The sequence below is a fragment of the Pseudomonas sp. Fl4BN1 genome, from assembly GCF_009908285.1.
In the GTDB taxonomy this organism is placed as follows: Bacteria; Pseudomonadota; Gammaproteobacteria; order Pseudomonadales; family Pseudomonadaceae; genus Aquipseudomonas.
In genome coordinates this window covers 21,567-46,883 of the sequence record NZ_JAAARM010000016.1, presented here as the reverse complement: position 1 = coordinate 46,883, position 25,317 = coordinate 21,567, and the positions used below count along the sequence as shown (strand labels likewise).

General features: G+C 63.2%; 23 protein-coding genes. 3 read left to right on the top strand and 20 right to left on the bottom strand.

The window, feature by feature from the left end:
- Positions 1 to 72: 72 nt before the first annotated feature.
- Entirely contained in the window at positions 73 to 1,221 is a 1,149-nt protein-coding gene (gene yiaY / locus GV818_RS18700; RefSeq protein WP_161757677.1) for an L-threonine dehydrogenase, read from the bottom strand.
- 158 nt (positions 1,222 to 1,379) lie between these two features.
- On the opposite strand from yiaY, the gene GV818_RS18695 reads away from it, so the two are divergent.
- The gene (locus tag GV818_RS18695; protein WP_161777234.1) at positions 1,380 to 2,399 is read left to right on the top strand and encodes a DUF4917 family protein; all 1,020 of its coding nucleotides are present in this window, start codon (positions 1,380 to 1,382) and stop codon (positions 2,397 to 2,399) included.
- A 111-nt stretch (positions 2,400 to 2,510) separates the two neighbouring features.
- On the opposite strand, the gene GV818_RS18690 is transcribed toward GV818_RS18695, so the two are convergent.
- On the bottom strand, positions 2,511 to 3,053 hold the full coding sequence (locus GV818_RS18690) for a helix-turn-helix domain-containing protein (protein ID WP_161757678.1): 543 nt from the start codon (positions 3,051 to 3,053) through the stop codon (positions 2,511 to 2,513).
- A 160-nt stretch (positions 3,054 to 3,213) separates the two neighbouring features.
- On the opposite strand from GV818_RS18690, the gene GV818_RS18685 reads away from it, so the two are divergent.
- Together GV818_RS18685 and GV818_RS18680 are read left to right on the top strand one after the other, a co-directional pair.
- Positions 3,214 to 3,996, top strand: coding sequence for an aldolase (locus tag GV818_RS18685; RefSeq protein WP_161757679.1), 783 nt, complete (start codon positions 3,214 to 3,216; stop codon positions 3,994 to 3,996).
- Between the two features lie 32 nt (positions 3,997 to 4,028).
- Complete coding sequence (locus GV818_RS18680; RefSeq protein WP_161757680.1) at positions 4,029 to 4,916, top strand: dihydrodipicolinate synthase family protein; 888 nt, start codon at positions 4,029 to 4,031, stop codon at positions 4,914 to 4,916.
- 77 nt (positions 4,917 to 4,993) lie between these two features.
- Here the strand turns inward: GV818_RS18680 and GV818_RS18675 are convergent, their stop codons facing one another.
- From GV818_RS18675 to GV818_RS18590, 18 genes are all read right to left on the bottom strand, one after another.
- The gene (locus GV818_RS18675) at positions 4,994 to 5,332 is read right to left on the bottom strand and encodes a YegP family protein (RefSeq protein ID WP_161757681.1); all 339 of its coding nucleotides are present in this window, start codon (positions 5,330 to 5,332) and stop codon (positions 4,994 to 4,996) included.
- 370 nt (positions 5,333 to 5,702) lie between these two features.
- Positions 5,703 to 6,236 (bottom strand): hypothetical protein, encoded by a 534-nt coding sequence (locus GV818_RS18670; protein WP_161777190.1) that lies wholly within the window; start codon positions 6,234 to 6,236, stop codon positions 5,703 to 5,705.
- Positions 6,236 to 6,880: a hypothetical protein gene (locus GV818_RS18665; protein WP_161757684.1), complete on the bottom strand. Its 645-nt coding sequence runs from the start codon at positions 6,878 to 6,880 to the stop codon at positions 6,236 to 6,238. The genes GV818_RS18670 and GV818_RS18665 overlap by 1 nt, the downstream gene beginning before the upstream one ends.
- A 248-nt stretch (positions 6,881 to 7,128) precedes the next feature.
- Complete coding sequence (locus tag GV818_RS18660) at positions 7,129 to 8,568, bottom strand: MFS transporter (RefSeq protein ID WP_161777189.1); 1,440 nt, start codon at positions 8,566 to 8,568, stop codon at positions 7,129 to 7,131.
- Between the two features lie 150 nt (positions 8,569 to 8,718).
- Positions 8,719 to 9,468, bottom strand: a complete 750-nt coding sequence (locus GV818_RS18655; RefSeq protein ID WP_161757686.1) for a tRNA-dependent cyclodipeptide synthase — start codon at positions 9,466 to 9,468, stop codon at positions 8,719 to 8,721.
- 4 nt (positions 9,469 to 9,472) lie between these two features.
- Positions 9,473 to 10,249: a 2OG-Fe(II) oxygenase gene (locus tag GV818_RS18650; RefSeq protein WP_161777188.1), complete on the bottom strand. Its 777-nt coding sequence runs from the start codon at positions 10,247 to 10,249 to the stop codon at positions 9,473 to 9,475.
- A gap of 291 nt (positions 10,250 to 10,540) precedes the next feature.
- Positions 10,541 to 11,443: an aliphatic sulfonate ABC transporter substrate-binding protein gene (locus tag GV818_RS18645; RefSeq protein WP_372242101.1), complete on the bottom strand. Its 903-nt coding sequence runs from the start codon at positions 11,441 to 11,443 to the stop codon at positions 10,541 to 10,543.
- A gap of 493 nt (positions 11,444 to 11,936) precedes the next feature.
- A complete protein-coding gene (locus tag GV818_RS18640) occupies positions 11,937 to 14,405 on the bottom strand; it encodes a TonB-dependent receptor plug domain-containing protein (protein ID WP_161777187.1) in 2,469 nt (822 codons plus the stop codon).
- A gap of 25 nt (positions 14,406 to 14,430) precedes the next feature.
- Positions 14,431 to 14,928 carry a RidA family protein gene (locus GV818_RS18635; RefSeq protein WP_161777186.1) on the bottom strand — a complete coding sequence of 166 codons (498 nt, stop codon included), beginning with the start codon at positions 14,926 to 14,928 and terminating at the stop codon, positions 14,431 to 14,433.
- Between the two features lie 83 nt (positions 14,929 to 15,011).
- Positions 15,012 to 16,589: a flavin monoamine oxidase family protein gene (locus tag GV818_RS18630; protein WP_161777185.1), complete on the bottom strand. Its 1,578-nt coding sequence runs from the start codon at positions 16,587 to 16,589 to the stop codon at positions 15,012 to 15,014.
- A 261-nt stretch (positions 16,590 to 16,850) separates the two neighbouring features.
- Complete coding sequence (locus GV818_RS18625; protein WP_161777184.1) at positions 16,851 to 18,062, bottom strand: dipeptidase; 1,212 nt, start codon at positions 18,060 to 18,062, stop codon at positions 16,851 to 16,853.
- 526 nt (positions 18,063 to 18,588) lie between these two features.
- On the bottom strand, positions 18,589 to 19,551 hold the full coding sequence (locus GV818_RS18620) for an ABC transporter substrate-binding protein (RefSeq protein WP_161757693.1): 963 nt from the start codon (positions 19,549 to 19,551) through the stop codon (positions 18,589 to 18,591).
- A 12-nt stretch (positions 19,552 to 19,563) separates the two neighbouring features.
- Positions 19,564 to 20,373: a class II aldolase/adducin family protein gene (locus tag GV818_RS18615; RefSeq protein ID WP_161757694.1), complete on the bottom strand. Its 810-nt coding sequence runs from the start codon at positions 20,371 to 20,373 to the stop codon at positions 19,564 to 19,566.
- Positions 20,374 to 20,418: 45 nt separating this feature from the next.
- Positions 20,419 to 21,357 carry a D-isomer specific 2-hydroxyacid dehydrogenase family protein gene (locus GV818_RS18610; protein ID WP_161777183.1) on the bottom strand — a complete coding sequence of 313 codons (939 nt, stop codon included), beginning with the start codon at positions 21,355 to 21,357 and terminating at the stop codon, positions 20,419 to 20,421.
- Positions 21,354 to 22,559: an acyl-CoA dehydrogenase family protein gene (locus GV818_RS18605; RefSeq protein WP_161777182.1), complete on the bottom strand. Its 1,206-nt coding sequence runs from the start codon at positions 22,557 to 22,559 to the stop codon at positions 21,354 to 21,356. Before GV818_RS18605 ends, GV818_RS18610 begins: the two co-directional genes overlap by 4 nt.
- Positions 22,556 to 23,335, bottom strand: a complete 780-nt coding sequence (locus GV818_RS18600; protein WP_161777181.1) for an ABC transporter ATP-binding protein — start codon at positions 23,333 to 23,335, stop codon at positions 22,556 to 22,558. Before GV818_RS18600 ends, GV818_RS18605 begins: the two co-directional genes overlap by 4 nt.
- A 2-nt stretch (positions 23,336 to 23,337) precedes the next feature.
- Entirely contained in the window at positions 23,338 to 24,159 is an 822-nt protein-coding gene (locus GV818_RS18595; RefSeq protein WP_161757698.1) for an ABC transporter permease, read from the bottom strand.
- A 181-nt stretch (positions 24,160 to 24,340) separates the two neighbouring features.
- Positions 24,341 to 25,228 (bottom strand): LysR family transcriptional regulator, encoded by an 888-nt coding sequence (locus tag GV818_RS18590; RefSeq protein WP_161757699.1) that lies wholly within the window; start codon positions 25,226 to 25,228, stop codon positions 24,341 to 24,343.
- Positions 25,229 to 25,317: the final 89 nt, after the last annotated feature.

Genomic DNA, 25,317 nt, shown 5'->3' with positions numbered 1-25,317 from the left:
CCAGAAAACGCTTGAGCCATTTAACCTTGGAGCTGATTTGCCAGCGAAGGCAGCCCAGCCCCCCTGCCCTTTTTAGAACGCGTTGCGAAAGATCTCCTCGATCTGCCGCTGCTCCGCCGGACGCGGGTTGGTCAGGCCGCAGGCATCTTTCAGGGCATTGGCCGCGAGCAGCGGAATGTCCTGCAGCTTGGCGCCCAGTTCACGCAAACCGCCAGGAATTTCCACATCGCGGGCCAACGTGCGAATCGCGGCAATCGCGGACTGGGCGCCCTCTTCCGGGCTGAAACCACGAATGTCTGCTCCCAGGGCGTGGGCCACATCGGTCAGGCGCTCGGCGCAGACACTGGCATTGAAGCTCTGCACATGGGGCAGCAGCACCGCGTTGCACACACCATGGGGCAGGTCGTAGAAACCGCCCAGTTGGTGGGCCATGGCATGCACGAATCCCAGGGAAGCGTTGTTGAAGGCCATGCCGGCAAGGAACTGCGCATAGGCCATGTTCTCCCGCGCCAGCAAGTCGCTGCCATCGTGCACGGCCTGGCGCAGGTTGCTGCTGATCATACTGATGGCCTTCAACGCGCAGGCGTCAGTGATCGGGTTCGCCGCGGTGGAGACATAAGCCTCGACGGCGTGGGTCAGGGCATCCATGCCGGTAGCGGCCGTCAGGGCCTTGGGCATTGCCACCATCAGCGCCGGGTCGTTGACCGACAGCAGCGGCGTGACGTTGCGGTCGACGATGGCCATTTTCACGTGGCGCGACTCGTCGGTGATGATGCAGAAGCGGGTCATCTCACTGGCGGTACCGGCAGTGGTGTTGATGGCGACCAGCGGCAGTTGCGGCTTGGCCGACTGGTCGACCCCTTCGTAATCACGAATGTGCCCGCCGTTGGTCGCGCACAGGGCAATGCCCTTGGCGCAGTCGTGAGGCGAGCCACCCCCCAGGGAGATGACGAAGTCACACCGGTGCTCTTGCAACTGCACCAGCCCCTGTTCGACGTTGGCGATGCTCGGATTGGGCTTGGCGCCGTCGAAGATCACCGAGTCGATGTCCTGCATGGCCAGCTTCTCGGCGATCATGCTGGCCACTCCAGCCTTGGCCAGACCGGCATCGGTGACGATCAGCGCCTTGCGAAAAGCATAATTGCGAATGGCGCTCATGGCCTCGTCAAGACAGTCAGTGCCCATGATGTTGACGGCCGGAATAAAAAAGGTGCTGCTCATGAGGAGGTCTCCAGGCGAATGCCGATTGCACGGTGTCGATTCAATGTTTGTGAAACAGGATCGACCGATCGGTCACTGGCGATCTTGATCTGGCTCAAGGGTCGGTCGTGATAAAGTCGGCGCCCTGAATACCTTCTGCCTTGAGACCGATGACCGCGATGATGGATTTCCAGGAATTTGACGCCGAACTTGAAGACTGGAACGCCCTGGGCGCAAGCATTCCATTCACCGGCCTGTTGATCGGCAATGGCGCCAGCCGCGCCGTGTGGGAAGACTTTGCCTACGACTCGCTGTTCGAAAATGCTCGCACAGTGGAAGAAAAACCCCTCAGCCAATCCGAGCTCAGCGTGTTCGAGGCCTTGCAGACCCGCAGCTTCGAACAGGTGCTCGGCGCCCTGAAAACCACTAGCCGGGTCAACAAGGCCCTGGCGGTCAGTTCGGCGGCACCGCGCAATCGCCACTACGCGATCAAGGAAGCGCTGATCAACACCGTGCACGCGGTGCACATCCCTTGGCGCCTGGTGCAGGAGCCAAGCCTGGTAGCGATCAACCAGGAACTGCGGCGCTATCCCACGGTATTCACCAGCAACTACGACCTGCTCAACTACTGGGCGGTGCAACAGGATGCAGAAGGCCTCAGCGACCTGTTCCAGGGCGCTGACCCGACCTTCGAACTGAGCGCCGACAACACCGTGCAAACGCGCATTCTCTATCTGCACGGAGGCCTGCACCTGGTGCGCAACCTGGACGGCAGCGCGCGCAAGCTGACCTCCACCGAAGGCACCCTGCTGGGCAGCTTCGCCATCAACAACACCCTCAAGACCCTGGACGACGTGCCGCTATTCGTCAGCGAAGGGCCATTGGCGGACAAACTCAAGACCATCCGCAGCTCGGATTACCTGTCGTTCTGCTACCAGCAACTGTTGGACCACAGCGGTGCCTTGTGCATCTTCGGGCACAACCTCGGGCCCCAGGACAACCACCTGGTCCAGGCGATCCGCCAGTCGGCGGCGAAGACCCTGGCGATCTCCATTTTTCCGCGCAGCGCGGCGTTCATCCAGCACCAGAAGCGCCACTACAGCAAGCTGTTCGAAGGACTGGACCTGAGCCTGCGTTTCTTCAATGCCAAGACCCACGCCCTGGGCAACCCGGCCCTGTCAGTCCCCGTGGAACACTGATCAGCCCCGCAGATCTCACGACTGGCGTAGGAGCTGGCTTGCCAGCGAAGGCGGCCGCAGAAGCAACACAAGACTCCACCGCCGGCTGGCTCCTACAGCAGATGAATGCCTTCAGTCCTCGCTGCTGTGCACCACCACTAGCAACTGCGCCTGCTGATCCCCCAGGGAACGAATGCGGTGGGGTTTCTGTGCATTGAAATGCAGCGCGTCGCCCCGGTTGAGAATCACCCGTTCGTTGACAAAATCCACTTCCACCTGGCCTTCATGGACAAACAGGAACTCCTCCCCCAGGTGCTCCTTGAAGGTCTTGTCACTGAACTCCCTGGCCGGGTAGATGATGAACGGCAGCAGGTTGCGCTCGCTGACCTGGTGGGCCAGCACCGCATAACCCGGAGTCTGGTCGTTGGCCGCCAGTGACTGGCGCTCGTCGCTGCGCACCAGGCTGTAGCCATCGAGGTTGATGCTGTCCTCGGCGAACAATTCCTCGACCTTGACGTTCAGAGCCTTGGCCAGCTTCAAGGCCGCGGCAATCGACGGGGTGTTCAACCCACGCTCGACTTTCGACAGGTAACTCTTGGTCATCCCGGATTTTTCGGCCAGGGCCTCCAGGGTCACGCCCAGTTTTTTTCTCAGTAATTTCAAACGGATAGACATGTAGAGCGGTTAATCCATCTAGAAAGAAACGATTGGCGCTTGCCAATGACACAATGTGTCATATAGCCTCTTTAGTGTCATCAGCGCTCACCCAACGACCTCGCAAGCAGCAGGTGAGCCGCAGACCCGACGTCCATTGCACCTCTCAAAGGACCCCGATATGGCCAAGACATTAGCATTGCCCAAAGACCAACTGGTCAAGCAAGCCCTGACCCAGATGCACAATACCCTGGCGGATAATACGTGGACCGACCGGCAAAAGCTGGCCTTGACCTGCCGCATTCTGTTCGAGAACGGTCATGACTCCGGCCTCGCCGGGCAGATCACCGCCCGCGGCCCGCAGCCCGGCACCTATTACACCCAGCAACTGGGCCTGGGTTTCGATGAAATCAGCGCCAGCAACCTGCTGCTGGTCAACGAGGACCTGGAAGTCCTGGAAGGCCATGGCATGCCCAACCCGGCCAACCGCTTCCACAGCTGGGTGTACCGCGCCCGGCCGGACGTGAACTGCATCATCCATACCCACCCGACCCACGTCGCCGCATTGTCGATGCTCGAAGTGCCGCTGACGATCTCGCACATGGACCTCTGCCCATTGTATGAGGACTGCGCCTTTCTCGAAGCCTGGCCGGGAGTGCCGGTGGGCAACGAAGAAGGTGAAATCATCGCCGCGGCCCTGGGCGACAAGCGCGCGATCCTGCTCTCCCACCACGGCCAGCTGTCCACCGGGGCGAGCATCGAGGAAGCCTGCGTGATCGCCCAACTGATCGAGCGCGCGGCCAAGCTGCAACTGTTGGCCATGGCCGCCGGCAGCATCAAGCCGATCCTCCCCGAGCTGGGCCGCGAAGCCCACGACTGGATCTCCAAGCCCAAGCGCCACGGCGCCGCCTTCAACTACTACGCTCGGCAAAACCTCAAACAACACGCCGACTGCCTGAACTGATCTCCCCTCTTATGCCTTGCAGGAGTTACCCCATGTCCACACCCAAGATCCACGGCATCATCGGCTACACCGTCACTCCGTTCAGCAGTCACGGCGAAGGCCTGGACCTGGACGCCCTCGGGCGCTCCATCGACCGTATGATCGACGCTGGCGTCCACGCCATCGCGCCGCTGGGCAGCACCGGCGAAGGCGCCTACCTGAGCGACGCCGAATGGGATCAGGTCAGCGAATTCAGCATCCGCCACGTCGCCCGGCGCGTGCCGACCATCGTCAGCGTGTCCGACCTGACCACCGCCAAGGCCATCCGCCGCGCCCGTTTCGCCGAGGCCAAGGGCGCCGATGTGGTGATGGTGCTGCCCGCCTCCTACTGGAAACTCAGCGAAGCCGAGATCCTCGCCCACTACCAGGCCATCGGCGCCAGCATCGGCGTGCCGATCATGCTCTACAACAACCCGGCCACCAGCGGCACCGACATGTCGGTGGAGTTGATCCTGAAGATTTTCCACAGCGTGGAGAACGTCACCCTGGTCAAGGAAAGCACGGGGGATATCCAGCGCATGCACAAGCTGCAGCAACTGGGCGAAGGCCAGGTGCCGTTCTACAACGGCTGCAACCCCCTGGCCCTGGAAGCGTTCGCCGCCGGCGCCAGCGGCTGGTGCACAGCTGCGGCGAACCTGATTCCACAGCTCAATATCGACCTCTACCAAGCAGTCCTGGCCAACGATCTGCAGCGCGCCCGGGCACTCTTCTACCAGCAGTTGCCACTGCTGGACTTCATCCTCAAGGGCGGTTTGCCAGCCACGGTCAAGGCGGGGCTGGCACTCACCGGGCTGGCCACCGGCGAACCGCGCCGGCCGGTGTTCCCCCTGGCGGAGGCCGGGCGCGAGCAACTGCAGAAGCTGTTACAGACACTGAGTTGATCCCCTGCTGAAAGCACCAAGCCCGAACGCTGTACGCCGTTCGGGCTTGGTGCTTTCGCCGGCCTGCGGAGCAACACCTAGAGCGACGTCAGGTCCTTGATGTTATGGGTCGGACCATTAGCCTTGACGCTGGCAATGCCCTTCTCCCGGGCCGCGTCCGCCGAATAGGTTTCGCTGCTACCGATGATCTGGTGATTGGCCGCCTTCAGGTTGAAATAGGGCTTGCCATCCTTGGCGCTCTTGCGCTCGTAGCGCTCCTCCAGAGGACTATTGGCCTGCACCGAGGCAATCCCGTTCTCTGCCGCAACGCGCGTGGTGTATAGCTCACTGGTGAGAATGATCTCGGCATTGGCCGCCTTGAGCACGAAGCGGAACTGACCATTGCTGCTTTTCTTCAACTCATACCATCCGGACATGTTGTTGCTCCTTGGGTGATCGATGGGCGTTGCGCTTTGAGAGTAAAGACCGTTACGGCGATTCAGCCATTGCCCCGGTGACTGGAAAAAAGATATTCCACCAGGGCCTGCTTTAGGTGTTCACGCAGGCTGCGTCTGAGGATGCGGCCAACAGCCGGCGTGATCCCCGGGAAGATTTTCAACTGCCCGGCATGGCCAGCGGCATGGGGAAGTCATTCCTTGAGCCCGGGATAAAAGTCCTTGGACTGATACCGGCCGGACGCAGCCAACTGCACGCCCAGCTCCATTCCTGGGTTGAATCCAGAGCACAAAAAAGCCCGGGCGGATAACCTCGCCCAGGCTTTGAAATAGAGCATTTTTCAGCCGTCGATCAGCGGGGGTTCGACGCCACTGGGGCCTTGGGCTTGAAGATCGGGTCCCGGAGCATCTGCGCGATAAAGTCATCGGTGATGCGCTGCACATGCTGGTATTGGCCGCCATCGAGATTGACCCAGCCGCGCCATGAGCGGGTGTGGTTGCTCACCAGGTACTTGGCCACTGGCTGCTCGCCACGGCTGACATGGAAGATCACCCGGCTGTCCCAGGTGGCCGGGGCCGGCACGATAAACAGGGTCAACGCACTGAGCAGCCCCAGGGGAATATTCTGCCAGCCAAAATAATCACTGTTAGCCACCACGATCACGTTGTAGCCGTCGGCACTGTAGCCATCCAACACCTGCTCGAAGGTGCCACGGCGGCGCAACTCATTGCGGATCAGCCCCCCGGGGATGGGCCCGATCACACTGACCTTGATCGCTGGCAACGACTGCTGATAATCCACCTCGGCCGGTTTCAGGCTATGGCTGGTCTGGCAACCGCCGAGCCCCAGCATCAGGACCATCAGCAACAAGAGTCTGGTACGCATTACAGGTCTCCCGAAAGCATGGCTTTGAGCATCGAAGCCTTGGGTCCCTGCTCCTTGACGATCAACGCGGTGGTCTCTTCCATTTTCTCCAGATCGACCCGCTGCAGGTTCGGCACCTGCGGGTATTTGGCACGGACCAGGGCGGCGTCGCGCTCCAGGTGATCACTGTGCAGGAAGATGCACTTGGCCCCAGACGCCGACAGGCAGCCGGCACGGAAATCGCCAAGGTAATAAGCCTTGCCGGCTTCCAGTTCCAGGGGAATGGAGAAGTCTTCACGACTCCAGGAAGTGGCATTGCCGCGGTCGAAATGCAGGTTGTAGATCTCGTAGCGCCCAGGTTTGAGCGGCATCACGAACAGGCTGCCGATGCCGTGCCAAGTCTCACGCACATCACGCGGGGTGCGGGCATAGAACTGGTTGTACAAGCGCGCCGAGGCGAACCCGTCGCCACCCCGTGGACGAATCAGCAGCATCTGCTCGTCGGCGGTGTGCACCGCCTGCGGCCAGATACCCACCACACCCACTACATAGGCCACTCCCGACTGCGGGTCAGGGCTCATGCTGTCGGAGATTTTCGTGGCGGGCAGGCTATAGCAACCGCTCAGGGCCAGCAGCGCGGCGAGTATTACGAGAGGACGAATCATGAGGTCGCAGGTCCCTTGGACGATGATCAGTAACGTCAACCAGGGTGTCAGGCATCCCCACCTCCCTGTGACGGGCGCGGAGCATAAAGCAAGTGATGGCACTTCGCCAGAATTCAGTCGTCAATCCACCGGCGCCTCCACGCGGATAGGGCCAGGGCCCGCCGTCACCGCGGGTGACGCGCCTCAGCCGGGCAAGGATCAGCGCGCTGGTGCGATCTGATCCTTGATTCGGCAGCCGGGGCTCTTGTCTAGCCGCCCGACTCCTCAGCCACGGCTCTGCCCTCTTGCACGGCTCCCCGGGCGAGTGCTGGCGACTTACGCAGCAACACACTCACCACCGCCCAGACCGCCAGGGTCACGCCCGCTAAAAACACCATCACCACGCGATAGCCGTTAAGAAACGCGCCCTGGGTATCGTCCAGCGGCGTCGCGGAAAAATGGTGGAACAGCCCCACCCCCAGCGCCAGCCCGATACCACCGCCGACATTGTGCAAGGTCATCAGCGAGCCCATGGCCACCGAGCCCACTTCCTGGGGTACCGAGGAAATGCCCAGCACCGTCGACGGCCCGAGAATGCTTGCCCAGCCCAAGCCCATGATGACGAAGGCGCCCAGCAGATACGGCAGTGAAGTCTGCCGGTCGAAACCGGCCTGCAACAGCGCCGACAGCACAAGCAGCAGCAGCCCGGCCTTGATCAACAGCGCCGGCCCTCTGCGATCCACCAGCCGCCCCACCAGCGGCGACAGCAGCGCCACCCCGAGGGTGGTGGGCAGCAACAACAGGCCGCTGGCCTGCAAGGTTTCACCACGGATTTGCGCCAGGTACAGCGGCATGACGAAAAACGCCACGCAGTAGAACAGCGCCAGGCCGAAACTCGCCGCCACGGCGGCGACAAAGCGTCGATTAGCGAACAGTTGGAGGTCGATGATCGGCGCGGCAACGCGTTTCTCCAGCACCAGGAAAGCCCCCAAAGCCAGCACCGTCACGGCGATCAGGCTCAGGGTCAGGCTCGAACCCCAGCCTCCACCCTGGACGATCACCAGCACCAGGCTCGGCAAACCGATCAGCAACAGCAACGCGCCCCATACATCCAACCGCGCATCGACCTCGGTCGAACGCGACTCCTGCACGCTGAAACTGCAAATGGCCAGGCTCAACAGCACAAAGGGCACATTGATCAGGAAGATCCACTGCCAGCCAAAGCCACTGGTGATCAGCCCACCCAGCACCGGCCCGACCGCCAGCCCCACGCCATTGACCCCGAACAGCACGCCAAAGGCCTTGCCCTGCTCGGTGCTGTCGAAGGTACTGGAGACAATCGCCCCCGACGCGGTATAGAGCACCGCACAGGCCAGGCCCTGCAGCACCCGAGCGCCGATCAGGGTCTCGATCTGCCCCGCCAGCCCCGCCGCCAGTGACGCCAGGCCAAACACGCTCAGGCCGATAAACAGCACCCGCTTGCGTCCCTGCAAGTCGGCCAGGCGCCCCACCAGCACCATGAAGCTCGACAGCGCCAGGATGAAACCGTTGATTACCCACTGCAGGCTGTCCAGCGACGCCCCGAGATCGGCCTGCAGCGCCGGCAGCGCGGTATTGACGATGGTGAAATCCACACAGCCGAGAAAACTGGCGATGCTCACCCCGAGCAATGCCCACCATTTGCGTTGCTGTTGCGCAAAAACGCCCATGGAAACTCCTTGTCAGTCATAAAAAAACAGCACTGCAGGAGCCTCCGCTTGCCGGCGAACAGGCCCTTGAGCCCAGCACTGCCGGCAAGGACGCCTTCGCTGGCAAGCCAGCTCCCACGTAGGTCAGCGAAAACCACGCGCCCGGGCGGCTCAGATGGCGATGGCGCCACTGGTCCAGTTCGGGTGAATGGCCCCGGGCAAAGTGAACGGGATCGGAATCCCGCGTTTCTTGAACTTCAGCGGCAACCAGCGCACCCGGTCCGGGCTGTGGGGTTCGATCAACAACTCGCGACTGATGGCCATGGCCGTGGTCATCTGCTGCGGATAGAGCACGTAGTGATAACCCTCATCGGCCCACAACGGCAGGATGATGGGGATCTCCTCAAGGATGTATTCACGGCACTGGGCCGCGGCCCGTTCGATATCCGCGTCTTCGTCTCGCAGGCGCAAGCGCTCGGTGAACACACCGATGGTGCTGTCGATGGCCTCGCGCAATTCGGCCCGCTGCTGATAGATCAGGTTCAACTGCTGGCGCAATTCGGCATAGCGGTCGCTGGCCAGTTCCTGGTTCCAGCGGGTGATGTGATAGGGCACCCGCAGGCCATCGAGAATGTCCTGGTTGCGCGCCAGCCAGGCGTCACCGTCACGGATCGAGGCCGACAGCGCCTCCCCCGGGGACTTACCGTGCTTGTTGTGGCGTTGCAGGGTGTCGGCCACCACCACCTTGACGTGGCTGAAGCCGGATTGGTTGATCAGGTGAATGGTCGAGCGCAGCTTCTGGTCTTCGTGATATTCCTGGCCGACGCTGACCGCCAGCACCACTCGCTTGCCATCGAATGCGTGTTCCTCGCCGCCCTTGTTGAAGTAGGCCTTGAGGTTGATTTCCTGCACCTTGCTCATGTGTTCAGCTCCAGTAGGCCAAAGGCTGTTGTTCGCCGTAGTAACCGATAAAGACCCCGAGGGTGACCCGGGTGCTGCTGGCCGAAGGGCGTACCGCGTGGATCAGCCGTGGGTTGAGCAGGATCAGATCGCCGGGCTCGGGCTTGATCACGAAGTCCGGCGGCGGTAGCAGGTGGCGCTCGATGCCATAGGCCCGTTCGCCACGCAGGCGGTTGTACTCCTGCTCATCCGGCTCGATGCCCCAGATCTCCAGCTCTCCGCCGTCCTCGGGGAGTTCCAGGTAAATGTTGCTGGACAGCTGGGTCAGCAACGGCGGGCTGTGGCCCTCGGGGGCATTGCGTTCGAGCTTGTCGGTGTGGGGGGTGAGATCAACTCCGGCCCCCTGGAAACGGGCGATGCCGACAAAGCACTTCTGCCCGTCCACCTGCAGCAACTGCGCGCCCTGGGGCCAGACCTCGTCCAGCAGCAGGCGCAACTCGTCAATGGGTGAGGCCAGCGGGCGGAACAGATTGCGGATCTTGCGGATATTCGGCAGTGCCAGGGCGTGGTACTCGGCCCGGCTCTGTTCATCCTGGATCTCGATGTAGGCCTTGCCGACACGGACGAACTCCTGCTGTTGGCTGAAGGCACTGCGCAGCTCCTGCTGATACAGATGGTCGCGCGCCACCTGCAAGGTGTCCGGCGGGCAAAAGCCTTTGAGCTGGACGCCGTAGGAACGTTTTTCGACGACATCGATAATATGCCGCGCTTCAAGTTTGTCGGCCGTAGTTACTGTGAACATGCAAGCTCCCTTATTCCCTGGAAGTAGCGTTGAAGTGCATCTTTGGTGGAGCGTAATAATTTGTTTCAGAGCCACCTTAGGCAGTTGCGAAAGCCTTGTGAAATACCCTTTATCTCTAATATCCAAACTTAAAAACGTATCGAAAATCAGACAAATAGCCGCCACGAGAGACACTTACAAGCGACTGCTCGAGGATTATTAAATTTACTGATAGTTAACTTAAACAACGGACATTATTGATGCTTTATTTGCTCACCACTCCCGAGCTTAATTAATGAAAATGCCATGTATTCATTCAACTTCGTTAAACCGGGCATCCATGTAATCCGAGGCATTGAACGACTTCTGAATAATCCCTTCCTCGCGATAAAGATCAGCCGTGTGCTGCACGTCATCGACTACCGAGGGGCCTACGGCAATGCGCCGGGGCACGGAGTAGCGATTGGAGCGCTCATGGATCGCCACCGGCAGGCCGCTGTAGCCGGCCTGGATCCGCGAATACTCGGCTTGATGCTGATTGGCCCAGGCATAGGCGCGGTCCAGGCGCCGAAGGAAATCGCCGATCTGCAGCGGCTTGTCTCGGATCGCCTGGTCATTGGCCACCAGCAACATATGCCCAGCGAACAGCCCCTCGCCGCTGACCAGTACCCGGGTTGTGCCCTCCATCTGCACCATGCTGGTGTACGGGTCCCAGGTCGACCAGGCATCGGCCTGGCCGTTGCTCAACAGGCTGCGGGACTCGGCCGGCTGGAGAAAGATGAACTGCGCATCCGAGCCGTGCAGGCCCACGGAGCGCAAGGCCGCCAGGGCCAGGAAGTGGCCGATGGAGCCCCGCGTGGTGGTGATGCGCCGGCCCTGGAGGCTGGCGGCATCGTGCAGCGGTGAGTCGTCCTTGACCACAATCGCCACCGCCGTCGGTGTGACCTTGAGTTTGATCACCCCCACGGTCTTGATCGGTGCTCCGGCTGCCGCGGCGAACACGAACGGCGCATCGCCCAGGCTGCCGATGTCCACCGCTCCGGCTGCCAGGGCCTCGGCGGTAGGCGCTGCCGCGGCGAAGGAGGCGAACTCGATGGGATACGGCACCTGCTCCAGTTCGCCGGCGGCTTGCAGCAGGATCTTCAGCGACTGCTTCTGGCTGGAGACCCTCAATGCCGGCTGCGCCAGCGCACTGCCCAGCCACAAACACAACACCGCTCCTTGTAGGAGCCGGCTTGCCGGCGAATGGCCTCTGAACCCTGCACTGGTCATGCGGCCGCCTTCGCTGGCAAGCCAGCTCCTACGAGATAGATACCGCTCATGCTCAGAACGCCAGGCTGACGCGGCTGCTGTAGGAGCCAGCTTGCTGGCGAATGGCCCCGAAACCCTGCACTGGTCATGCGGCCGCCTTCGCTGGCAAGCCAGCTCCTACGAGATAGATACCGCTCATGTTCAGAACACCAGGCTGACGCGTCTGCTGTAGGAGCCGGCTTGCCGGCGAATGGCCTCTGAACCCTGCACTGGTCATGTGGCCGCCTTCGCTGGCAAGCCAGCTCCTACGAGATAGATACCGCTCATGTTCAGAACACCAGGCTGACGCGGCTGCTGTAGGAGCCGGCTTGCCGGCGAATGGCCTCTGAACCCTGCACTGGTCATGCCGCCGCCTTCGCTGGCAAGCCAGCTCCTACGAGAGTGATCGTGGTCATGCTCAGAACGCCAGGCTGACGCGGCTGTAGTAATAACCACCGCCCAGGCCATAAGGCGAGAACATGCCGTATTCATAAGTCCCCGCCCAGGCCTTGAGGCCGATCTTGTCCGGGTACACGTCGAACAGGTTGTTGGCCCCCACCGCCACGGTGAGGTTCTGCGTCACGTCGTAGGCCACGTCCAGATCGGTGATCCACTTGGCGCTGTAGGTGCGGTCGTTGGCCGCAATGTTCGAGCCTTCGGTGTACTCGCCAAAGCGGGTCAACTGCAGGTTGGTGGTCCAGTCACCGACCTTGTAGTTGGTGGAGAGAATCCATTTGTCCTTGGGCGTGGATTGGGTCAGGTCGATCTGCTGCTGGCGGTCGAACAGCACATAGCCGGCCCCCAGGCGCGACAGGGCCGCCGGGGTGTCTGCCAGGTCGCGGATGGTGGTCTTGTTGTGGTTGTAGGCAACGCTCCACTTCGCCGTGCCGTATTCGCCGAACGACTGGCGATAGTCCGCCACCAGGTCCACGCCCTTGGTCCGGGTGTCCGCGGCGTTGGTGTAGTACTGCCCGGCGAGGTTCGGCGACAGGCCGTTTTCCACCAGGATCTGCGACACCGCCGGGCCCTTGAGGATGCCGGTCTGAAGGATCCGCTTGTCGATATCGATCAGGTAGAAGTCGGCGGTCAGGCGCAGGCGCTCGGTGGGTTCGGCGGTGAACCCCAGGCTGTAGTTGCGCGAGGTTTCCGGCTCCAGGTCCTTGGCCCCCAGGGCGATGGCTTCCGGCGAGTTGGGGCGCATCTGCTTGGTGCGCACCGAGCTGGTGGTGCCGCCGGCGCCGAACTGGGTCACGGTGCTGGTGGTGGAGAACACGCTCTGGGCCAGGGACGGTGCGCGAAAGCCGTTGCTCACCGCCGCCCGCACCGCATAGCCGGGGAGGAACTCGTAGCGGGTGGTGAGCTTGCCACTGGTGGTGTCGCCCACGCCGAGGTTGTACTTCTCGTAGCGCGCGGCAGCCCCCACGTACCAGTTGGGGGTGATGTTCAGGCCCAGATCCACATAGGCGGCTTCGCTGTGGCGCTTGAGGCTGTAGGCATCTTCCGGGGTGGTGCCGTTGACCGAGAACAACCCGGGGTCGGGCACCACACCGGCAAAGGGGCCCGTGGCAGGCATGTAGCTGCCCTGGTTATAGGCGTTGGGTTCACCCTCCTCCAGCGCATATTTCTCCCAGCGGTATTCCACGCCGAAAGAGGTTTGCAGCGGGCTGCTCCAACCGATGTCCAAGGCCCGGGAGAAATCCAGGTTGTTGGTCCACTGGTCGAACACCAGGTTGCCCAGGTGGAAGTCGTGCTGGCCGTAGGGCCCGTTGGAAATGTTCAGGTTGTTGGCGGTATCGAGCACCCCGCGATCCTTGCCATAGGTGCTCGACAGGTCCCAGTCCCAGCCACCGGCCAGGCCCTTGGCACCACCGGCGACCTGGAAATCGGTCTCGCGGATCTCCCGCCGCGCCTGGCCGCCGTTGGGGTACGGCGCATTGGGTACGCCTGCCAGGCTGGTGATATCGGTGGGCTTGCGGTGCCCCAGGTTCTTGTTGCTGTTGCGATAGCTCAGGGTCGAGAACGAATACAGCTTGAGGTCGTCGGCCAGGGGCAGCTCGGCGTTGTAGGCCAGGCTGCTGGTGCGGTCACGGCCCAGGCCGTATTCGGTCCCCCAGCCCTGGCGATTGCCTTCCCGAGGGTCTGGCGAGCCGTCGGGCTGCTTGAAATACAGTTGCCCGCTGGCGGCGCTGGAGCGCTCATAGGGCTCCTGGATCTTGGCATCCCAGGATAGGTTGAAGAAGCCGCCGGCCTCCCCCAGCTTGCTGCCCCAGTTGAAGGCTTCGTGGCCGGTGGTGCCGTCACCGTCGTAGTACTGGCCCAGGCTGGTGTCGGAGGTCAGGCCCTCGGCGTTGCGCTTGAGGATGATGTTGATCACCCCGGCGATAGCGTCCGAACCGTACTGCGCTGCCGCACCATCGCGCAGTACTTCGATGCGCTCGATGGCGGCGGTGGGAATCAGGTCCAGGTCCACCGGCACCGAGGCATTGCCGACTCGCGCACCGTTGTTGATCAACGCCGAGTTGTGCCGCCGCTTGCCGTTGATCAGCACCAGCACCTGGTCGCCCCCCAGGCCGCGCATGCTCACCCCGCGCACCAGAAAGGCGGTGCCGCCGCCATTGATGGTCGGTACGTTGAACGACGGCAGCAGCCGCCCGAGCATTTCTTTCAAGCCGTTCTGGCCAATGCTGCGCAGTTGCTCGCTGTCGATCACATCGATCGGCGCAGGGCTGTTGGTGACGGTGCGCTGCTGACTGCCACGGACCCCGGTGACCACCACCGTGCCCAGGGTTTCATCCGCGGCCAGCAGTTCCACAGGGGTTGCCAGGCCCAACAGACCAAGGCTCAGGGGGGCGGCGCCGAGAACGATTTTATGCAAGGAAATACCCATGACTTCAGATCCTTATCAATGGCGCTCAGCGCGACCGGGCGGCGACGGTTTCAACTTCGATCAGCGCACCGGGTAGTACCAGACCCGCCACTTGCACCGTGGTCCGGGCCGGTTTCACCGGCTGTTTCTCGCTGCCGAAGAACTCGCGAAAGGCCACTTGCAGGCCGTCGAAATCCAGCTTGCCGCCCAGGGCAGGGTCCCCTACCAGGTAGATCCGCAACTGCACCACGTCGGCCAGGCCCAGGCCCTGGCTGGCAAGAATCGACTCGACCTTGCGCAGCACCACCCGGGTCTGTGCCTCGGTGTTGCCCACAGCGTGCACCTGCTCCTTGGACGCCTTGGGATCAACCGGGTCCGGCAGCAGGCCGGAGAGGTAAGTCAGCTCGCTGTTGGCGGGCAGGGTCACCGATTGCAGGATCGGCGAGTTGGGATAGGTGGACGGAACCCGCTGAATACCAGCGGCCCAGCTGCTGCTGGCGGCAATCAGCAGCCCCAGCCCCACGGCGGTGTGTTTTATCGACATGCAAAGACGCTCCAAGGTTATGAATGCCAGCCTCGGAGGTCCGCTACCCGGCAGGGTGACTGCTTATTGAATGCTCGGCTTTTTCAGGCCGTTTGCTGCAGCGACGAGCCTTGCGCCCGCTCGAAAAGATGCCGCACCACTCGCCGTGCCGCGCCGGCGGCGGCCTCCTGCCAGATGCCCACGCCGCTGTGGGCCAGGCCGTCGCTGGTCAGGTAGACCCGGCCCTGGGGCTGGTTGAGCAGGCTGTAGTCCGGCTCGGCCACTTCGTGGTTGATCCAGGGGCCGAAGTTGTAGGGGATCTTGCTCCAGGCAATCACCAGGGGATTGCGCAATTCATGGCTGTGGCCAGGGTGCAGCAGCTCCACCGCCTGGCGGGAAATCTCGATCTGTTGGGCCAGGGTTTTCTCACCGAACTGGCGTGCGGTTTCACCGTTGTTGTAGGCCGCTACCAACACCCCTTCGGCCTGGTTGAAGCCACCGCTGGGGTACCACAGCCCGGACGCTTCCTGGTTGATGAAGGACAGCCCGCCATAGATCTGGTACTGGCTTTCCCAGAAGCGCCGGGACTGCCAGGCAACCTTGTTGGCGTAGCCGAACTGCACGCTGTCGATGGCCTGGCGTACCGGGGCGCTGAAGTTGTTCGCGACCTTGGCCAGCAGCGGCAGGGGCAAGGAGCTGATCACATAGTCGGCCTTCAGGTGCTGGGTACGGCCACTGCGCCGATCCAGGTACACCACCTCGGCGTGGTCGCCATGATTGGTGATCGAGCGCACCTCGCTGTGCAGCCGCAGTGGCCCTTGCAGGCGCCGGGCAAAGGCCTGGGGTATGCGGTCCATGCCGCCCACCGGCTGGAACATGGTGGGCGAGAACTCCGGGTACTCATCGATCATCAGCGCAGTGGTCAGTGCCGGGTTGAGCAGGGTCTGCAGCGGCAGCGGATCGTTCTTCTGCGCCAACTGGTCGCCAGCCCCAGGCCAGACCTTGTAGCCGGAACGGGCCGAACCCAGGTACTCCAGCTTGTCCGAGAGATCGCCCCAGGTCTTGAGGAAACTCAGCAGGTTGCTGCGGTCGGCGACACTCAGTTCCTGATCCAGGGCATGGCGATTGACCGCTTTGGCCAGCAGCTCGGAGAAATGCCCGCGACTGTCGTTGACCGCCTGGCGGATCTGCAGCGCTGGCTGGTTCAGGTCCGGGCGCACCAGGGCATTGCGACTGGTGTTGACCAGCACTTCCAGCTCCACCCCCAGCTCACGGCAATAGCCGAGCATCAGTTGATGGTGACTGGGCAAGCGACCGGCCCCGGCGTTGAGATAGAAGCCATCATCGAATTGTGCGAGCTGCACACTGCCATCGCTGTACTCCACCCGATCACCGCGACGCACTGTCCAGTTGCGCCCGCCGACCCGGTCGCGGGCTTCCAGCAGAGTGACCTTGAACCCGGCCTTTTGCAGCTCGTAGGCGCTGACCAGACCACCAATTCCGGCACCGATCACCACCACGCTGGCGCCCTTGCCCACTGCTGCTGTGGGCAGCGAAGCATAGTTCTCCTCGAAGGCCTCGGCGTTGCCCGAGGCGCCAAACAGGCCCATGACCGCGCTCGCCGCCTGGACCCCGCCGACAGCGGCGATACGGGCGATCAATTGTCTTCTGGTCAGCGGCATGCCAGCGCTCCCTGCTGCGGATGGATAGTGCGTTCGGTTATAGCCCACGAATTTATGCAGTCACTTGGGTCTATGGGAAGCCATCCTAGGGGCGCTCATTTAATAAGAGAAATACATTTTAAGCATATGCAAATATTACTTTGTTTCATATTCAAGCCAAAAGATTCTGCGTCCTGCGCATAGCCCTGCGCCTAGCCTCGCCACCCTCGCCCCGCCAGTGGCTGGCTTGCCAGCGAAGAGGCCCCACAGCCCGCGCAGGCATCAGCGCCCCTTCGCCGGCAAGCCGGCTCCTACGACCTGGGCGGTGTCGAGGACGCGCAACAAGTTGCCGCCCCAGATCTTCTCCAGGTCCGCTTCGCTATAGCCTGCCGCCAGCAGTCGTTCGGTGATCTGCGGCAATTGCGTCACGTCCTCCAGCCCCTGCACGCCACCGCCGCCGTCCCAATCGGCACCTATGCCCACATGCTCGGGGCCGACCACGTCGAGGATGTGCAGCAGGTGGCGCATGTAGTCGTCCAGGCTGGCGCGGGGCTGCGGGTAGCGGGCCTCGACCTGGCGAATGCGCCCGGCCAGGTCTGCCACCTGTGCCGGGCTCAGGCTGGCGGCCAGGCGAAACTCGCGGTACAGCGGGCCCAGGGCCTTGTCCCGTTCGGGATTGGGCGCAAGGTTGATCAGGTCACTGGGAAAGCTGTTGACCTGCACCACCCCGCCCTTGGCCGCCAGTTGCCGCAAGCGCTGGTCATCCAGGTTGCGTGGGTGATGGGTGACCGCCCTACTGCTGGAGTGCGAAGCAATGATCGGCGCCGTGGACAGTGCCAGCACCTGGTCAAACACCTGATCCGAGGCATGGGACACATCCAGCAAGATACCCAGGCGATTGGCCTCGACCAGCAGCTCGCGGCCTGCCGGGCTCAGGCCCTGCCATTGCGGCAGGGCCGTGGCCGAGTCGGCGAAATCGTTGTTGGCCGAATGCACCAGGCCGAGCATGCGCAGGCCCTGGCGATAGTAGGTGTGCAAGCGTGCAGGATCAGCGGCCAGGGGCTCGGCGTTTTCCATGCTGATGAACACCACCCGCTGGCCTGCGGCGACGATAGCCGGCACATCGGCAGCGCTCAGGGCCAGGGCGAAGTCCTTGGGGTGGGCTGCGACCAGGTCGAGAATCCGCCCGAGCACCGCCAGGCCGTGCTCGCTGGCCAGGGTCCGGCCTTCGGCGGTGAGCGGCCCCTGAGGGGTGAAGATGGCCCAGAAACCACCGTCCAGACCGCCCTCTTTCATGCGCGGCAGATCGACCTGGGACAGGTCGTCGCGGTAGCCATGGCGCTGGGTGATGTCCCAACCGGGGCGGGCCAGTTGCATGGGGGTATCGAGGTGGCTATCGAGCACCGTAAGGCGCTGGTGCAGGGCTTGGGCTGGGCTGTCGGCCAAGGCCCAGGGGCTGGCCAGCGCCAGGCACAGCAAGGTTCGGGTAAACATGCGGCCTCCTGGCCAATGAAAGAAATCTCCCCTTCGGATGGTAGGAGCTGGCTGGCCAGCGAAGGCGTCCTCCGGGGCCGTGCATGGCTTGAGGGACTATTCGCCGGCAAGCCGGCTCCTACATGGGGTGTCGGGTGTTCTGTAGGAGCTGGCTTGCCAGCGAAGGCGCCCTCCGGGGCCGTGCATGGCTTGAGGGACTATTCGCCGGCAAGCCGGCTCCTACATGGGTGTCGGGTGTTCTGTAGGAGCTGGCTTGCCAGCGAAGGCGCCCTCCGGGGCCGTGCATGGCTTGAGGGCCTCTTCGCCGGCAAGCCGGCTCCTACATGGGGTGTCGGGTGTTCTGTAGGAGCTGGCCTGCCAGCGAAGGCGTTCTCCGGGGCCGTGCATGGCTTGAGGGACTATTCGCCGGCAAGCCGGCTCCTACATGGGTGTCGGGTGTTCTGTAGGAGCTGGCTTGCCAGCGAAGGCGTTCTCCGGGGCCGTGCATGGCTTGAGGGACTATTCGCCGGCAAGCCGGCTCCTACAGTCAGGTCCAGTGGAAGCTGCGGTCCCACAGGCCGGAAACGTCCAGCGGCTGGGGCAGCACCCCGGCCTCGAAGAACAGGTCGGCCACGTCCTGCTGGGATTTCACCGCCGCGTCGTCCACCGGTTGCAGCAGGCGCGGGCCGCTCTGGGCCCGGTACTGGGCGAGAAACACTTCCCGGGGCATGCCGAGGATCTTCGCACTCTTGCTCGCCCACTCTTCGGGATGGCTGGCGATCCATTGCCAAGAGCGGTACTCGCGCAGGATGTAGTCGGTGATCGCCGCATGCTTCAGCGGGTCGGCAATGCTCTGCTGGTTGGCAGCAATCACGTAGTTGCCGGACAGGTAGCCCTGGCCGGTCTTCAGTACCCGGGCGCCGGCCCGCAGCTCGGCCAACTGAATGAAGTAGCCAAAGCTGACCCAGGCATCCAGGGCACCGTTCTGCAGCGCGGCAAAACCGTCCTGGGGGCTCAGCGCCATGGGCACGATGTCGGCAAAACCCAGCCCCTGTTCCTTCAATGCCTTGAGCAAAAAGTAATGCGAGCTGGTGGAGCGGATATAGCCGATGCGCTTGCCCTTGAGCTCGGCCACCGACTGCACCGTGGAGCCCTTGGGCAGGATAAAGGCCTGGTTGTTGACGTCGCCGGTGAGCACCGCGATGAGCTTCACCGGCGCGTGATTCTTGATCCCGAAAATCGGCGGGATCTCGCTCATCGGTGAAATATCCAGGGTGCCACTGACCAGGGCCTCGAAGCTCAGGTTGCCGCCGCTGAACTCGGCGTACTTGACCTGGTAAGGCGGCGCTTCGATGCCGGCCTCGGTAAAGAAGCTCGGCGCCGCGCCCTTGTAGGTGGCGACACTCAGGGTCACCCCGGCCAGCTCCGAAGAGGCTCCCAGGCCCAGTTGCGGCAAGGCGCCGGCGAGACCGGCCAGGGCCGAGAGTTGCAGAAAACGACGACGTTGCATGGCGGCTTGTCCTTAATCGAGAAAGTCCGGTTCTTCGCGCACGATCCGCTCGCGGTAAGGCTGGAAACTGAACCAGCCGCCGAATTCGCTGCCCACCTGGCGCGCGGTGTGGCGCGCCACAGCATGGGGAATCAGTCGCGGGGTGCCGGCCGCTTCCGCCAGCAGTTGGGTCTGGGCGGCATTGTCCATGGCAATGAAACGCCAGGCCGCCGCCTCGACGGTTTCACCAACGGTGAGCAAGCCGTGGTTCTGCAGGATCAATGCCTTGTGGCCCTGCAGCGCCGTGGCGATCCGCGCACCTTCACTGGCTTCCAGCACCACCCCGGAGAAGTTGTCGAACAGCCCGTGCCTTTCATAGAAGGCGCAGGCGTCTTGGGTCAGCGGGTCCAGCAAGCGGCCCAGGCTCGACCAGGCCTTGCCATGCAGCGAGTGGGCATGGGCGGCGGCCACCACCTGCGGATGGGCTTGATGCAGCGCCGCATGGATGGCGAAGGCCGCCAGATTGAGGGCGCCTTCGCCTTCGACAATGGCCCCATCGGGGTCCACCAGCAGCAGGTCGGACACCCGGACATGGCCGAAATACACCCCCACCGGGTTGACCCAGAAATGCTCCGGGCGCCCCGGGTCACGCACCGTGATATGCCCAGCGCCGCCCATGTCGAAACCCAGCCGGGCGAATACCCGGAAGGCCGCGGCGAGGCTTTGCTTGCGCTGCAAGCGCTCCAGTTCGACGCTGGCTTGCTGCGGCGGCTGCTCCCAGCGAAACACCGTGTGGCCGTCGCGGGGCAAGTCATACACCGCGGGACGAAAATGCGCCGTCATGGCTGCTCTCCTTCAAATCGGCTGTCGGAAAAATGGATCACAAGGCTAATAACCACGCGCGATCTCCACCGGGTTTTCCAAGGGCAGACCGTCGCGCTGACGCTGGATATTACGCTCCAGCAAACGGGCAATGTTCAGGTAGACCCGAGGTGAATTGGCCGAGGTGTGAGGCGACAGGCGAATGCCTGGATGGCGGTAGAAAGGGTGACCTTCAGGCAGCGGCTCAGGATCGGCCACGTCCAGGCTGGCAAGGCCGATACGTCCGGTATCCAGGGCTTGCAACAGGGCCGGCTGATCGATCAGCGCACCCCGGGCGATGTTGATCAGGTGCAACCCCGGCTTGGCCACGGCCAATACCTCGGCGCCGATGATGTGCCGGGTCTGCTCGGTCAGCGGCAGCGCCAGCAGTAGATGATCGCTACGGGCGAACAACTCATGCAGGTCGGCTACGGCCTCCACTCCAGCCACCGCGAAAGGCTCGCGCGAACGCCGCAGAGCCAGCACCTGCATGCCCAAGGCCTGGGCCTTGGGTGCCAGTTCGCGGGCAATGCTGCCAAACCCAAGCAGCCCCAAGGTACTGCCGGCCACCGCCGCCAACGGCCGTTGCCGCCAGTCACCTGGGGCATCGATCCACACCTGGGGCAGGTCCTTGGCGGCGGCAAAGATCGCCGCCAGAGCAAACTCGGCAATGCTCTCAGCGGTGCAACCACGGGCGCTGGCCACCGGTACGCCGTGGAACAGCCAGCGGGGAAAATAATCCAGGCCCGAGCTCACCAGTTGCACCCAACGCAGGCCGAAGGGCCAGCCCGGCGGCGGCGCGGGTGCGTCCCGAAAATCGGCATGGGGCGCGGCCAGCAGCACCTCGACGTCCCCAGGCAGATCCATCGGCAGGCCCCGGGGCAGGCTCAGCACCTCGACACCCGGCAGCCACTGGCGCAACTGCTGGTTGAAGGTATCGTCGAGCTGGCTGGCGACCCGTGTCATGCCTGGGCTCCGCGGCTGGGCAAGGCAAAGGCGGCACGCCCGGCGGCGCCGAGAATCGCATCGTTCTGTGGCGTGTGAATACGGCTGCACAACACATCGCGGTAATGCCGTTCGATGGGATTGCCCCGGGCCAGCCCGGGGTTGCCGATGGCTTCGATGCCCAACTCCACGGCGCTGATGGCATTGCTGGTGACCAGGTACTTGATCTGGGTCGCTTCCCCCGGGGCGATCCGCCCTTCGGCGGCGGCATCCAGCAACAGGCGATTGTTCAGCAGCAAGGCGTCGATCCGCCCGAGCAGTTCCTGGAAACGCGGCAGGCTCGACAACGGCGCGCCGAGGTTGGCCGGAGTGCGCTGGGCCAGCCAGCCCAGCAGCCAGTCGCGGGCAGCACGGGCCACGCCGTCATAGATCGCCGACAGCAGCACCGCCAGCCAGAGCACGCCCTGGCTGTCCAGCTCCGAGGGGCGCGGGAGGTTGGCCGGCTGGATATCCACTGCCTGCTCTGCGGGCACGAACACCTCATCGAAGATCACATCGTGGCTGCCGGTGGCGCGCATGCCCAGGTGGTCCCAGGTGTCCTCGATCACGATCCCCGGGCTGTCACGGTGCACCAGCCAGGTACCCACTTGCGGTTCGGGGTCATCGCTGCGGGCCCAGACCGAGAGCCAGGTCAGCCCGGGAATGCCGGTGGAGTAGATCTTGCGCCCGCTCAGGCGCCAGCCGCCTTCGACCCGCCGTGCCAGGGTCGCCGGTAAACCGCCCCGGGCCGGAGTACCCAGGTCTGGCTCGACCCGCAACGCGTTGATCAAGGCGCCCTGCTGCACCGCTTCACGCGCCAGTTGCTGGCGCAGGTGCAGCGGCCAGGCGCTGTTCTGTTGCAGGCGTGTGTGCTGCAAATACTGCATCACCAGCACCAGCGCGGTTGAAGGTTCGCCCCGGGCCACGGCACCGATCACCCGGCGTGCCTGGGCCAGGCTCGCCTCGCTGCCGCCCAGGGCCCGAGGCACCGTCAGGGCCAACAGGCCATGCTCATGCAAACGCTGCAGGTTGGCGTGGGGAAACTCGCTGTGGCGGTCGTAGTGAGCTGCGGTGACGGCGAACTCCTCGCTCAATTGCTGCAGCAGATCAGCGAACTCGGCAGAGTCCAGGTCATGGCTGGCGCAGGACACGGACGAGGACGCTTGCACACTGGAAAGGCTCATCGGCTGGCACTCCTGTTCAAGGGTGGGGGGACGTTGACGGCCGCTTCGGCCTCGGTTTCAACCCCCAGCAGTTGCAGCAGCCGCGTGCGCAGTTGCTGGAACCCGGGGGTGCTTGCCTGTCGCGGACGCGGCAGGCGGATCGGCAGTTGCTCGGCAATGCTGCCGTTGGCCAGCACCAGTACCCGGTCGGCCAGCAGCAGCGCCTCGTCGACATCGTGGGTCACCAGCAGCACCGCCGGGGTATGCACCCGCCACAGACGGATGATCAATTGATGCATGCGAATCCGGGTCAAGGCATCAAGGGCAGCGAAGGGCTCATCCAGCAGTAGCAATTGCGGCGCGCGTACCAGGGCCCGAGCCAGGGCCACGCGCTGGGCCTCGCCACCGGACAGGGTGGCGGGCCAGGCGCCAAGCCGATGCCCCAGGCCCACCTCTGCCAATGCCGCCAGGGCCCGTTCACGCACCTGGGCCCCGCGCACGCCCAGCGCAACGTTGCGCCACACCCGCTTCCAGGGCATCAACCGCGGCTCCTGGAACACCGCCGCCATGGCCGTCGGCACCTGCAGCTGGCCAGCATCTATGGGCTCCAGCCCGGCCAGGGCTCGCAGCAAAGTGGTCTTGCCCGAACCGCTGCTGCCCAGCAGGGCAACGAACTCCCCGGGAGCGATGTCCAGGTCCAGGCCATCGAGCACTGCCTGCCCGGCAAAACGCCGAGTGACCCGGCGGCATTCGACAGCCGCGCGCATGCGGGCAGGCTGGGGTAATAACACGCTCATGATCAGTTCCTGATGAAAGTCGGCCGCCAGGCCAGGGCAAACCGTTCGAGGCCCCGTACCAGCCCGTCAATGCCCAGGCCGAGCACGCTGTAGACCAGCAGGCAGATGACGATCACGTCGGTACGCATGAAGTCGCGAGCGTCATTGACCAGGTAACCGATGCCGGCACTGGCGTTGATCTGCTCGACCACCACCAACCCCAGCCAGCTGATGCCGAAGGCATAGCGCAAGCCGACGAAGAACGCCGGCAAGGCGCCGGGCAGGATGACGTGAACGATCAACTCCCAACGCTTGAGGCCGAGCAGAGTCGCGGCTTCCACCAGCTTGGGGTCGAGGCTGCGGATCCCGGAGAACAGCGTGAGGTAGATGGGAAAGGTGGTGCCCAGGGCAATCAGGGCGATCTTCGGCGTCTCGCCAACGCCGAACCAGAGAATGAACAACGGCACGATGGCCAGAAACGGCAAGGTGCGCAGCATCTGCATGGGTGAGTCGATGGCGATTTCGCCACGTCGGGACAGACCGGACACCAGCGCCAGGAGCGTGCCGAGGCTGACACCGATCGCCAAGCCACTGAGGGCACGCTTGAGAGACACCCACAGGTGCCCGCCCAATTCACCGCTGCCGAGCATCTGCCACAGGGTGTCGCCGATGGTGCTGGGCGCGGCGATGATCCGCGTCGGCAACAACCCGGTACGAGAAGCCAGTTCCCAGAAGAGCAGGAGCAACAGCGGGCTGAGCAGACGTAGCAGCAGATGGCCCAGGAGCTTGAATCCGGGATGCCCGGTGCAGCGGGAGGACAAGGTGAGCGGGGCTTGCGCAGGCATTTCAACATCCCTATTTCAGCGCGTTCGAGCCCCATGCTAACTACATAAAAAACGTCCGTGAAATTCGTTTTGGTTCTAACTTAATATACAAAAAATGCATTCAGCAGACGCAACGACATGCAAATCAATGATGAACAAACATCTGTAGGAGCCGCCTTTTCGGCTCCTGCACAACCCGCACCTAGCCGACGCGGGCGGCAACCATGTCGCCGAACATGCTCACCGGTTCCTGGAGGTTGCCCAGGAAACGCGGATGGATCAGCCACAAATCGATCACCGGTTTGAAGTCACTGACCGGCACCACTTCCAGTTTGTCCCGATGGCTGCTGTTCTCCAGCAACGGCAGCGGCACCAGGCCGTACCCCAGGCCGTTGGCGATCAGCCCCAGTTGCAACTCGGTGCCAAAGGTCTCCAGGTTGATCTGCAGCGACAGCCCCTGAGCGCTCAAGGCCCGCTGCAGGCCGGCGCGAAAGCCACAGCCGTCGGGGTTCAACACCCAGCCGCGCTGGTAACAGTCAGCCAGTTTGCAGGAACGCTTGCGCACCTCGCCCTTGGCCGCCACTACCACCAGTTTCATGCTGCCCAGAGAGCGCCCGACCACGCCTTCCGGGAACACCTTGCCGGCAGGAAACAGCGCAGCCACCACGTCCAGCTCAGCGTTCTCGACCTTGCTCAACAGGTGACTGCCCCAGCCCGTGGCCACCGAGGTCTGCAACTGCGGGTAGAGCGCCTTCAACTGGCTCAGGGCATCCAGCAGCACCACGTCGCCGATGGTCTGTGGCACACCAATGCGCAAGGCTCCGCTGGGGGCGCCATCATTGGCCACCAGCTCATTCAGGGCATCGATGCTGCGCAGCACTTCCAGGCACTGGCCATAGACCCGCAAGCCCATGCTGGTGGGCTTGAGCGGCTTGGTATTGCGGTCCAGCAACTCCACTCCGAGGGCTTCCTCGAAATTCTGCACCCGACGGGTGATGGCTGGCTGGGTCAACTGCAGGGCATCGGCCGCCTGGCTGATGGTCTGACAACGGATCACCGCTACGAACGCGTTCAGATCATCTATCTTCATTCTTTTTTCGCATAATAAATGACTGGAAAAATGTTCGAGAAGAATAATACCTTTTAGCTCGCCGGTGTAGTTCGCGTCACTTGTCCAGT

Bases quoted from the DNA above. Each gene is read 5' to 3' on its own strand.
- yiaY (WP_161757677.1), bottom strand. From the start codon at position 1,221: ATGAGCAGCACCTTTTTTATTCCGGCCGTCAACATCATGGGCACTGAC.
- GV818_RS18695 (WP_161777234.1), top strand. From the start codon at position 1,380: ATGATGGATTTCCAGGAATTTGACGCCGAACTTGAAGACTGGAACGCC.
- GV818_RS18690 (WP_161757678.1), bottom strand. From the start codon at position 3,053: ATGTCTATCCGTTTGAAATTACTGAGAAAAAAACTGGGCGTGACCCTG.
- GV818_RS18685 (WP_161757679.1), top strand. From the start codon at position 3,214: ATGGCCAAGACATTAGCATTGCCCAAAGACCAACTGGTCAAGCAAGCC.
- GV818_RS18680 (WP_161757680.1), top strand. From the start codon at position 4,029: ATGTCCACACCCAAGATCCACGGCATCATCGGCTACACCGTCACTCCG.
- GV818_RS18675 (WP_161757681.1), bottom strand. From the start codon at position 5,332: ATGTCCGGATGGTATGAGTTGAAGAAAAGCAGCAATGGTCAGTTCCGC.
- GV818_RS18670 (WP_161777190.1), bottom strand. From the start codon at position 6,236: ATGCGTACCAGACTCTTGTTGCTGATGGTCCTGATGCTGGGGCTCGGC.
- GV818_RS18665 (WP_161757684.1), bottom strand. From the start codon at position 6,880: ATGATTCGTCCTCTCGTAATACTCGCCGCGCTGCTGGCCCTGAGCGGT.
- GV818_RS18660 (WP_161777189.1), bottom strand. From the start codon at position 8,568: ATGGGCGTTTTTGCGCAACAGCAACGCAAATGGTGGGCATTGCTCGGG.
- GV818_RS18655 (WP_161757686.1), bottom strand. From the start codon at position 9,468: ATGAGCAAGGTGCAGGAAATCAACCTCAAGGCCTACTTCAACAAGGGC.
- GV818_RS18650 (WP_161777188.1), bottom strand. From the start codon at position 10,249: ATGTTCACAGTAACTACGGCCGACAAACTTGAAGCGCGGCATATTATC.
- GV818_RS18640 (WP_161777187.1), bottom strand. From the start codon at position 14,405: ATGGGTATTTCCTTGCATAAAATCGTTCTCGGCGCCGCCCCCCTGAGC.
- GV818_RS18635 (WP_161777186.1), bottom strand. From the start codon at position 14,928: ATGTCGATAAAACACACCGCCGTGGGGCTGGGGCTGCTGATTGCCGCC.
- GV818_RS18630 (WP_161777185.1), bottom strand. From the start codon at position 16,589: ATGCCGCTGACCAGAAGACAATTGATCGCCCGTATCGCCGCTGTCGGC.
- GV818_RS18625 (WP_161777184.1), bottom strand. From the start codon at position 18,062: ATGTTTACCCGAACCTTGCTGTGCCTGGCGCTGGCCAGCCCCTGGGCC.
- GV818_RS18620 (WP_161757693.1), bottom strand. From the start codon at position 19,551: ATGCAACGTCGTCGTTTTCTGCAACTCTCGGCCCTGGCCGGTCTCGCC.
- GV818_RS18615 (WP_161757694.1), bottom strand. From the start codon at position 20,373: ATGACGGCGCATTTTCGTCCCGCGGTGTATGACTTGCCCCGCGACGGC.
- GV818_RS18610 (WP_161777183.1), bottom strand. From the start codon at position 21,357: ATGACACGGGTCGCCAGCCAGCTCGACGATACCTTCAACCAGCAGTTG.
- GV818_RS18605 (WP_161777182.1), bottom strand. From the start codon at position 22,559: ATGAGCCTTTCCAGTGTGCAAGCGTCCTCGTCCGTGTCCTGCGCCAGC.
- GV818_RS18600 (WP_161777181.1), bottom strand. From the start codon at position 23,335: ATGAGCGTGTTATTACCCCAGCCTGCCCGCATGCGCGCGGCTGTCGAA.
- GV818_RS18595 (WP_161757698.1), bottom strand. From the start codon at position 24,159: ATGCCTGCGCAAGCCCCGCTCACCTTGTCCTCCCGCTGCACCGGGCAT.
- GV818_RS18590 (WP_161757699.1), bottom strand. From the start codon at position 25,228: ATGAAGATAGATGATCTGAACGCGTTCGTAGCGGTGATCCGTTGTCAG.